Source organism: Stenotrophomonas sp. 05L414_2, from assembly GCF_056397905.1.
This window is the reverse complement of record NZ_JBFTOJ010000160.1, coordinates 1-9,482: the sequence shown is the minus strand read 5'-3', so window position 1 is coordinate 9,482 and position 9,482 is coordinate 1. Positions and strand designations below refer to the sequence as shown.

The following is a 9,482-nucleotide window of genomic DNA, read 5'->3' as shown; positions in this document are numbered from 1 at the left end:
GTGCCTTGGCGGTGCTCTCGCCGACGTGCTCGATGCCCAGTGCGAACAGCAGTCGCTCCAGCGTCGCATCACGGCTGGCATCGATCGCAGCGATCAGGTTGTCAGCCCATTTGGTCGCGATCTTCTTCGTGTTCCATTCGAAGGCTGCCGGCTGCGCCAATGCCTGCGCGCGCCACCCCGCATCGTTGCCATCCAGTTTCAACACAGCGTTGAGCACCGCGCCACTGCCTTCTGCCGGCAGGTGCAGTTTCAGGCCGGCCGCGAGCGCGGAAGGATCTTCAGCATCCAGCACCAGCTTCAGGTGCAGCAGCTGGTCGCGGGTGAGGCGGTACAGATCAGCCACGCTCCTGACGATGCCGGCGTCCACCAGGGTTTCGATGTACTTGTCGCCAAGACCGTCGATATCCATCGCCCGTCGCGAGGCGAAGTGGGCGATGGCCTCCTTGCGCTGCGCCGGGCAGGACAGCTCGCCCGAACAACGCCAGGCAGCAGCCCCTTCCTCGCGCACGATCTCCGAGCCGCACACCGGGCAGCTGGTCGGCATCTGCCAGGGCGTGGTGCCGGCGGGACGGCGGTCGAGAATGACGCTGACCACTTCCGGAATCACATCGCCGGCACGGCGCACGATCACGCTGTCGCCCACGCGCACATCCAGGCGCGCGATCTGGTCGGCGTTGTGCAGGGTGGCATTGGAGACGATCACACCGGCCACCGCGACCGGCGCAAGGCGCGCCACCGGGGTGGCAGCACCGGTGCGGCCGATCTGGATTTCGATGGCCTCCAGCGTAGTGCTCTGTTCCTGCGCCGGGAACTTGTGCGCGATGGCCCAGCGTGGTGCGCGCGACACGAAGCCCATGGCCTGCTGGCCGGCGCGGTCATCGAGCTTGTAGACCACGCCATCAATGTCGAATGCCAGGCCGTCGCGACGCTCGCCGATGTCACGGTAGTACGCCAGCAGACCGTCCCTGCCTTCCACCACCTTGCACAGGTCGCTGACCGGGAAACCCCAGTCGCGAAGCTGCGCCAGCGTGCCCGAGTGCGTATCGGGCAACTCACCGCCCTGCACTTCACCGGTACCGTAGGTGAAGAAACTGAGCCTGCGCTGCGCGCTGATCTTCGGGTCAAGCTGGCGCAGCGAACCGGCCGCGGCATTGCGCGGATTGGCCAGCATCTTGCCACCGTGCAGGCGCGCGCGCTCGTTGTAGGCCTCGAAGTCGGCGCGGGCCATGTAGACCTCACCGCGCACTTCCAGTACATCCGGCCAGTCCCTGCCTTTCAGGCGCTTGGGAATGTCGCCGATCTCGCGCAGGTTGGCAGTCACGTCCTCACCGGTGCTGCCATCGCCCCGGGTGGCGCCCAGCACGAAATGACCGTCCTCGTAACGCAGGCTGATCGCCAGGCCGTCCATCTTCGGTTCGGCGGAAAAACGCAGGGTGCCGCGGCGCAGGCGCTCATCGATGCGGCGAACGAAGTCGGCCACTTCCTCATCGCTGAAGGCGTTAGACAGCGACAGCATCGGTACCGCATGGGTGACTTCGGCGAAGCGGCCGGACGGGCGTGCCCCGACCTGCTGGGTCGGGCTGTCGGCACGGGCGAGATCGGGATGCTCGCGCTCCAGCGCCTCCAGCTCGCGCACCAGGCGGTCGTAGTCGACGTCGGGGATCTCCGGCGCATCCAGCTCGTGATAGGCGCGATTGGCCTGGGCGATCTGCCGGCGCAGGTCTTCGGCACGTTCGGCGGGGCTGGGGCTCATCGGAGTCCGCGGGTTCTGGGATGGCCGTGAATTCTACCGCGCCTGCGCGCAGCACCTTGTAGAGCCGGGCCATGCGGGACTGGCGGCGAGCAACGGTCGCGCATGATTGGAGACGCTGCATACCCCCTTGCCCGCACTGACCACCAGCGCTAGCGTGCGTCGGTCGCCCTTCCGGAACCGCCCCCTGTGACCTTGCCTGCCTCCCGTCGCCACTTCCTGCAGCTGGCCGGTGCCGGTCTCGCCCTCGCCAGCAGCGGCCTGCCCCGGTCGGCCCAGGCACAGCCGGCGACCGTTGCGCCGCCACCCGCCGATGCGGGCGCGGTGCTGCTGAACTTCAACGAATGCCCCTATGGCCCCTCGCCGGCCGCCCAGCAGGCGGCGCTCGACAGCATCGCCAGCTGCGGCCGTTACCGCTTCGCCCTGGCCGGTGAGGTGCGCGACGCATTCATCGCCCAGGCGGGCATTCCCGCCAACCACGTGCGCCTGTATCCGGGCTCCAGCGAACCGCTGAACCGTGCGGCGACACTGTGGACCGGCCCGCAGGCGGGCCTGGTGGTGGCCGACCCGACCTTCGAGACGCTGGGCGAGATGGCTGCCTCGCGTGGTGCCCACGTGCAGAAGGTACCGCTGCGCGGCGATGGCGCGCACGACCTGCGCGCGATGGCGGCCGCCGCGCACGCGCGACCGACCGGCCTGCTGTACGTGTGCAATCCCAACAACCCCACCGGCTCGATCAGTCCGGCCAACGAGCTGGCCTGGCTGCTGGCCAACAAGCCCGCAGGTACCCGGGTGCTGCTGGACGAGGCCTATCTGCAGTACAGCGAACAGCCCAGCCTGATTGCACAGGTGGCCCAGCGCGATGACCTGATCGTGCTGCGCACCTTCTCCAAGCTGTACGGCATGGCCGGCCTGCGTCTTGGCGTGGCTGCAGCGCATCCGGAGCGCCTGCGCGAGCTGGCGAGCCTGGGCGAGAACCCGCTGCCGGTGCCCGCCCTTGCAGCGGCACTGGCCAGCCTGCGCGACCCGCAGTTGATCCCGCAGCGACGTCTGCAGAACGCCAAGGTCCGGCAGGCCACCATCGCCTGGCTGGGCAAGCGTGGCTTTGACTGCCTGCCGACCGAAGCGAACTGCTTCGTGGTGGATGTGCAGCGCGACGGCGCGGCCTTTGCCAAGGCGATGGCGGACAACGGCGTGGTGATCGGCCGCAACTGGCCGATCTGGCCGCAGCGCGTGCGCGTGACCGTGGGCACCGAGGAAGAGATGGCGCGCTTCCGCAGCGCGTTCGCGAAGGTAGCCGGCGTACCGGCCTGACCCTATCCACGCATGGCGTGGATCTACTGTTGTGGGTGCCGACCGTTGGTCGGCACGCCAGGACCTGCCGCGCTTACCAGCGCGGGGTCTTGGTCAGCGGCGGCGCCTGGTGCTGGCGGTCATAGGCGCGCAGCTCATCACGGATGTGGGCGATGCGCTGGCGGCCGAGCGCGTTGCGGCTGTCATCCAGCACCACACCATCGAGCAGTTCAGCCATGCGCTGCACGGTCGGCAGCATCTTCTCCCAGGCGTCCAGCGCGGTCAGCGGTGCCGGCAGGGTCAGGAAGAAGGCGATGGCCGGGGTTTCCATGGCGCGGATGTTGCCCATGTCGAAGCTGCCCGGCTTCATGATGCTGGCCATCGAGAAAATCGGGCCTCGCTCGGGATGCCCCTCCACCAGCCGGTGGAAGACATTCATGTGGCCAAACACCAGGCCGGTCTTCTCCGCTGCCACGACGATGTCTTCGCCGCGCAGCTGCTCACCGGCGCGGGCGGCCACGAACAGCGAAACGATCTTGTCGAAATCCTGCGTCGCGCGCTTGCCCAGGTCGCTGGCCGCGCCATCGACATCGGGCAACCCCAGTTCGGCCTGCTCGACCGTCTCGCCCATGCCAGGCTCGACGCGGTCGCCGGCCACAGGCACGCCATCCTCGCCCAGCACCGGCTCGCGACGCTCGCCGCTGGTCGGTTCGGCGCTATCGAGGCGACGGCCCTGGGGCTTCTTTTTCGGGCGGCCAAACAGGAAGATCGCAGCGACCAACAGCAGGCCGGCGGCCAGGATGCCGATGCGCAACAGTGCCGTGTCGGACATTCGTTAGGTTCTCCGGCTAGTTCATTCAGGTAACTAGGATGGCACGTCAGGCCGCGCCCGCCAATCGCGCGGCTTCTTCCAGGTCCACGCTGACCAGCCGGCTGACACCCGGCTCGCGCATCGTCACGCCCGACAACTGGTGCGCCGCTTCCATCGTGGCCTTGTTGTGGCTGACGAACAGGAACTGCACCTTCTCGCTCATTTCCTTGACCATGTTGGCCAGGCGGCCGACGTTGGCTTCATCCAGCGGCGCGTCCACCTCGTCCAGCAGGCAGAACGGTGCCGGGTTGAGCTGGAAGATCGCAAACACCAGCGCCACGGCGGTCATCGCCTTTTCGCCGCCGGACAGCAGCGAGATGCTCGACACGCGCTTGCCCGGGGGACGCGCCATGATGGTCACGCCGGTATCGAGAAGGTCTTCGCCGGTCAGCTCCAGGTAGGCGTGGCCGCCACCGAACAGGCGCGGATACAGCGCCTGCACACCGGCGTTGACACGGTCGAAGGTGTCCTTGAAGCGGCCCCGGGTTTCGCGGTCGATCTTGCGGATCGCATCTTCCAGGGTCTCCAGCGCGGTGGTCAGGTCCACGTGCTGCGCATCCAGATACTCCGAGCGCTGCGAGGCTTCGCCATACTCGTGGATCGCGGCCAGGTTGACCGGCTCCAGCCGGCGCATGCGACCGTCGATCTGGTGCACCGCCTGCTCCCAGTCGCCCAGGCGGGCCTCTTCGGGCAGCGCGTTGATCACATCCTGCAGCACGAAACCGGCCTTCTCCACTGCGCCCTGCAGGGTTTCAGCACTGAGTACCAGCGCCTGCTGGTCCAGCTTGCGCTGCGAGATGCGCTCGCGCTGGGACAGCGCCTGCTCGTCGCGTTGGTGGCGGGTCTGCTCGTAGTTGCGCAGTTCGGCATCAATGCCATCCAGCAACGTGCGCGCTTCGGTCAGCACGCGATCGGCACGGACACGCTCTTCCAGCGCGTTCTGGTGCTCGGCCTGCAGCGATTCGACCGGGGTATCGCCTTCGTCCAGCTGCGAATGCAGTTCGCCCAGGCGTGCATCAAGCTGGCCACGCTGCGTACTCATGCGTTCCAGCGCCTGGCTCAACGACGCCACCTGGGCGCGCTGTGATTCCAGGGTCAGGGCCAACGCGTGCGAACGCTCGCGCACCGCACGAGCGGCGTCGCGGGCCAGATCACGCGCCTCGGTCAACTGACGGCGTTCGCCCTCCAGGCCCTGCCGGTTCGACTCCAGGTCACCCATGCTGTTGACCGCATTCTCCAACCGCGCACGCGCTTCACGCGCCTGCTCGCGATTGATGTCCAGGGTCTCCAGCAACTGGCTGAGCTCGCCTTCGATACGGTCGATGCGCGTACGTGCCGCCTCCACCTTGCCCTGCTGGCCCTGCAGCTGGCCGGCCAGTTCGGACACCGCGCGGTGCGCCAGGTACAGCGCACGCTGCGCATCCTCGCGCTGCTGTTCGGCGGCCAACAGGTGCTCGCGGAAACCGGCCAGCTGTTCTTCCAGTTCGGCTTCGCGCGATTGCAGCTGCTCGATCTGCTCGCGCAGTTCGTTGATTTCGCGTTCGCGCAGCAGCGCGCCCTGCTTGGCGGCGCCGGAGCGCGACACGCGCACCCAGCCTTCGCCCAAGCGTTCACCGCCCTGGGTGATGATGGAATCGCCCTCGGGCAGGCTGGCCTGCAGTGCATTGGCTTCGGCAAGGTCACGCGCGCCGTGCAGGCGTGCAAGCAGGCGCCGGATCGGCGCTGGTCCACGCACACGTGCAGCCAGCGAGGTCGGCGCGACCTTCAGGTCCGCACCGTCATTGGCAACCAGCGCGATGCGGCCTTCGCCCAGCTCACCCAACGCATCGACCAGGCTGGCCGGGTCGTCGACCAGCACGCCTTCGATCAATTGACCGAGCGCGCTTTCCACTGCGTTTTCCCAACCCGCATCAACATCCAGGCGCTCACCCACGCGCGCGGCCGAATCCAGCCCACGCGACTTCAGCCACGCCACCGCCGCGCCCTGCTCCTGGCCGAGTGCAGCCTGCTGCAGGGTTTCCAGCGAAGACAGGCGCCCGCGCAGGCCATTGACCTGCTTGCGCAGCTCGGCCAGCTCGTTCTGCCCGTTGCGCTGCTGCTCCTGCACGGCGGCGACACCGTGCTTGCGCTCCTCGACCTGCTCGGTCAGCTCATCCAGCGCGGTCTTCTGCGTATCGTGCTGCAGGTGCAGCTGCTCGAAGACTTCATCCAGTGCATCCACGTCCAGCCCGGCACGTTCGGCCGCCAGCGCTTCGCGGCGACGATCGGCATCAAGGATCTGCTTGTCCAGGTAGTCCACGCGGGTGCGCTCGACCTCGCCGGCGCGCGAGGCTTCCGAGCTCTGCGAGGTGTGCTGCTCCCAACGCTGCTGCCAATCGGACAACCGCGCTTCGGCCTCACGCAGGCCTTCCTGCTTGATCTCGTTTTCTTCCTGCAGCGCTTCCAGCTGCGGGGTAGCCGCATCGACCGCTTCGCGCAGCACCATCAGCTTGGCCTCGTCGCCGCTGATGTGCTGGCCCAGTTCGGCCAATGCCTGGCGGGTTTCATCGCGCGCCTTGTGCAGGCGCTGCGACAGTTCGCGCTGGTGCTGGATCTGCTGTTCGAGGCGGGCCAGCGTGCTGCCCACCTGGTAGACCTCGGCCTGCGCGGCATTGAGCGCGTCGGCAGCCTCCTCGCGGCGCACGCGGGAAGTCTCGATCCGCGCCTCAGCGTCGCGCTGGTCGGCAATCAGCTGCTGCAGCTTGGTTTCTTCCTGCGACAGCCCTTCGCGCAGCTTGGACAGGCGACCATCCAGGCCACGGTATTCCAGCGCCTTCCACTCCGCATCCTTGACCCGGCGCTCTTCCTGCAACGCCTGGTACTGCTCGGCCTGCTTGGCCTGCCGCTTGAGGTGCTCGAGCTGCTTGGTGATTTCCTCGCGCAGGTCGCCAAGGCGATCCAGGTTCTCGCGGGTGTGGCGGATGCGGGTCTCGGTTTCCTTGCGGCGCTCCTTGTACTTGGAGATGCCGGCGGCCTCTTCCAGATACACGCGCAGGTCTTCCGGGCGCGCCTCGATGATCTGGCTGATCATGCCCTGCTCGATGATCGAGTAGCTGCGCGGGCCCAGGCCAGTGCCGAGGAACAGGTCGGTGATGTCGCGACGACGGCACTTGGTGCCGTTGAGGTAATAGTTGCTGCTGCCGTCGCGGCTGACGGTACGCTTGACCGAGATCTCGTTGAACGAGGCGTACTCGCCGGAGATCGTGTGGTCGGAGTTGTCGAAGATCAGCTCGACGGTGGCCTGCGAGACCGGCTTGCGGGCATTGGAACCGGAGAAGATCACGTCGGTGAGCGAGTCACCACGCAGGCGGCTGGCCGAACTTTCGCCCATGACCCAACGCACCGCGTCGATGATGTTCGACTTGCCGCAGCCATTGGGTCCCACCACGCCGGTCATGTTGGTCGGCAGGTGCAGGGTGGTCGGATCGACGAAGGACTTGAAGCCGGACAGCTTGATCGTGGAAAGACGCATGGCGTGATTGGGTTCCGGGCAAGGGCCTTACGGCCGCCACCATAGTGGATGTCAGGTCAGCCAGCACCTCAAGCCCTTGATTTCAAAAGAATTCAACAAGGCCAAGGGTGACGCAATGGAATGAGTATAGCGGGGCCAATGTTCCACGGGCGGGATGACCGTGGGAGGAGGCTCAGCGCTCACGCCCGCTCGTGCTTCCAGGCTCTGCCGGAGGCCGCCCCGTAAACCGACCCGGGTCCGGAAAATGAGGCCAACGCATTGATCTTCATGGATTCATCCAGGATCTATCGGCACAGGCGCGGCAGGCCAAGCACCGACCCGGCCGGACGGGCCGCCCCAAAACAAAACGGGCACCCTTGCGGGCGCCCGTTCTGGTGATACCAGGCCTTGCGGCGTGGGATCAGGCCTTTTCGGCTTCAACCACGACCTTGACGGTGGTCTCGACGTCCGCGTGCAGGTGCACCAGGACTTCGTACTCGCCAATGTTGCGGAAGGCGCCTTCGCCCAGGATGACTTCGCTCTTGCTCAGCGCCAGGCCGGCAGCGGTGAAGGCATCGGCGATTTCGCGCGCGCCGACCGAGCCGTACAGCTTGCCTTCGGTCGAAGCGTTGGCGGCGACGGTCACGCTCGCGCCTTCCAGCTTGGCCTTGCGGGCTTCGGCTTCAGCGTGGATGGACTGGGCCTTGGCTTCGTAATCAGCGCGCTTGGCTTCGAACTCGGCCTYGTTGCTCTCGGTGGCCGGAACGGCCTTGCCCTGCGGCACGAGGAAGTTACGGCCGTAGCCCGGCTTCACGTCGACCAGGTCGCCCAGGTTGCCGAGGTTGGTGACTTTCTGCAGGAGGATCAGCTGCATGGTATTGCTCCAGATAAGTTATTCGTTAGCGAGGCGCGGGCCCCGCAACAAAGGCTGTCCGAATAGCTGGCACAGCGGGGGCAGCGCGAAGCTGCCCCGCCGGCATCAGACGTCGTGGTTGTCGGTGTACGGAATCAGGGCCAGGAAGCGAGCGCGCTTGACGGCGGTCGCCAGCTGACGCTGGTACTTCGACTTGGTACCGGTGACGCGGCTCGGCACGATCTTGCCGTTCTCGGTCAGGTACTGGCGCAGGGTGTTGAGATCCTTGTAGTCGATCTCCTTGACACMTTCGGCCGTGAACTTGCAGAACTTGCGGCGACGGAAGAACTTGGACATGTCAGTGCTCCTTAGGCGGCCGAAGCGGCGTCGTCGCCGGCATCGTTGTCAGCGGCGGGGGTGGTTTCGCCTTCTTCGTCATCACGACGACGACGCTCACCACGCTCGGGCTTGTCGCCCTTCTCGTCCTTGCTCTTCATGATCAGCGACTGCTCGGTGTCAGCCTCGTCACGCTTGATGACCAGGTTGCGCAGGACGGCGTCGTTGAAGCGGAAGCTTTCGGTCAGCTCGGTCAGCACGGCCTGGTCGACTTCGATGTTCAGCAGCACGTAGTGCGCCTTCACCAGGTTCTGGATCGGGTACGCCAGCTGGCGGCGGCCCCAGTCTTCCAGACGGTGGATGGTGCCGTTGCCGTTCTCGACCAGCGACTTGTAGCGCTCGATCATGGCCGGGACCTGCTCGCTCTGGTCCGGGTGGACCATGAACACGATTTCGTAATGACGACTCATGTTTTTCTACCTTTCGGATGTGGCCTTGCGGCCGGACAGCCCCCCGCCGTTGATACCGCGGTGGGGCAAGGGATCCTGCCAAGGAGGCAGGAAGCCGCGCATTATGGCGCAGATGGGGCTGCCGGGCAACCGGCGAGCCGCAGACCGACCTGAACATGGTAGCGCCGGGCCATGGCCGGCGAACGCGGAAACCGCCCCGGGCTACCCCAGGTCCACATGCAGGCGGTGCTGGCCGCATTGCAGGCACTGGAACAGGCAGCCAACCATCTCCCCGTCCCGGCTCAGGTGTTCCAGCAACCAGTCGGCGTCGCGCGGGTTGACCTCGGCCACGTCCGGCCGGACCTGGTCGAGGATGGGCAGGAGGTCCTCGCTGCCGGCAAAGCCGAGGAAGGCGCAGGGCCGTTCACAATGGCTCAGCC

General features: G+C 66.6%; 8 protein-coding genes. 1 reads left to right on the top strand and 7 read right to left on the bottom strand.

Annotation, left to right across the window (positions count from 1 at the left end; translation table 11 throughout):
• Window positions 1–1,753, bottom strand: a 1,753-nt coding sequence (gene ligA, locus AC1DJN_RS17965; protein WP_478039655.1) for an NAD-dependent DNA ligase LigA, incomplete at its 3' end; no start/stop codon positions are given.
• Window positions 1,754–1,939: 186 nt separating this feature from the next.
• Between ligA and AC1DJN_RS17960 the strand changes: the two genes are divergently transcribed.
• Window positions 1,940–3,064: a pyridoxal phosphate-dependent aminotransferase gene (locus AC1DJN_RS17960; protein ID WP_442252049.1), complete on the top strand. Its 1,125-nt coding sequence runs from the start codon at window positions 1,940–1,942 to the stop codon at window positions 3,062–3,064.
• A 73-nt stretch (window positions 3,065–3,137) separates the two neighbouring features.
• On the opposite strand, the gene zipA is transcribed toward AC1DJN_RS17960, so the two are convergent.
• The 6 genes from zipA to AC1DJN_RS17930 all read right to left on the bottom strand — a co-directional run.
• Complete coding sequence (gene zipA, locus AC1DJN_RS17955; protein ID WP_025876911.1) at window positions 3,138–3,875, bottom strand: cell division protein ZipA; 738 nt, start codon at window positions 3,873–3,875, stop codon at window positions 3,138–3,140.
• Window positions 3,876–3,921: 46 nt separating this feature from the next.
• Window positions 3,922–7,425, bottom strand: a complete 3,504-nt coding sequence (gene smc / locus AC1DJN_RS17950; RefSeq protein ID WP_025876909.1) for a chromosome segregation protein SMC — start codon at window positions 7,423–7,425, stop codon at window positions 3,922–3,924.
• A gap of 400 nt (window positions 7,426–7,825) precedes the next feature.
• A complete protein-coding gene (rplI, locus tag AC1DJN_RS17945) occupies window positions 7,826–8,278 on the bottom strand; it encodes a 50S ribosomal protein L9 (RefSeq protein WP_478039653.1) in 453 nt (150 codons plus the stop codon).
• Window positions 8,279–8,383: 105 nt separating this feature from the next.
• Window positions 8,384–8,614, bottom strand: coding sequence for a 30S ribosomal protein S18 (gene rpsR, locus AC1DJN_RS17940; RefSeq protein ID WP_478039650.1), 231 nt, complete (start codon window positions 8,612–8,614; stop codon window positions 8,384–8,386).
• 11 nt (window positions 8,615–8,625) lie between these two features.
• Window positions 8,626–9,063: a 30S ribosomal protein S6 gene (rpsF, locus tag AC1DJN_RS17935; protein WP_025876882.1), complete on the bottom strand. Its 438-nt coding sequence runs from the start codon at window positions 9,061–9,063 to the stop codon at window positions 8,626–8,628.
• 201 nt (window positions 9,064–9,264) lie between these two features.
• Window positions 9,265–9,482, bottom strand: a 218-nt coding sequence (locus AC1DJN_RS17930; RefSeq protein WP_478039648.1) for a CbrC family protein, incomplete at its 5' end; no start/stop codon positions are given.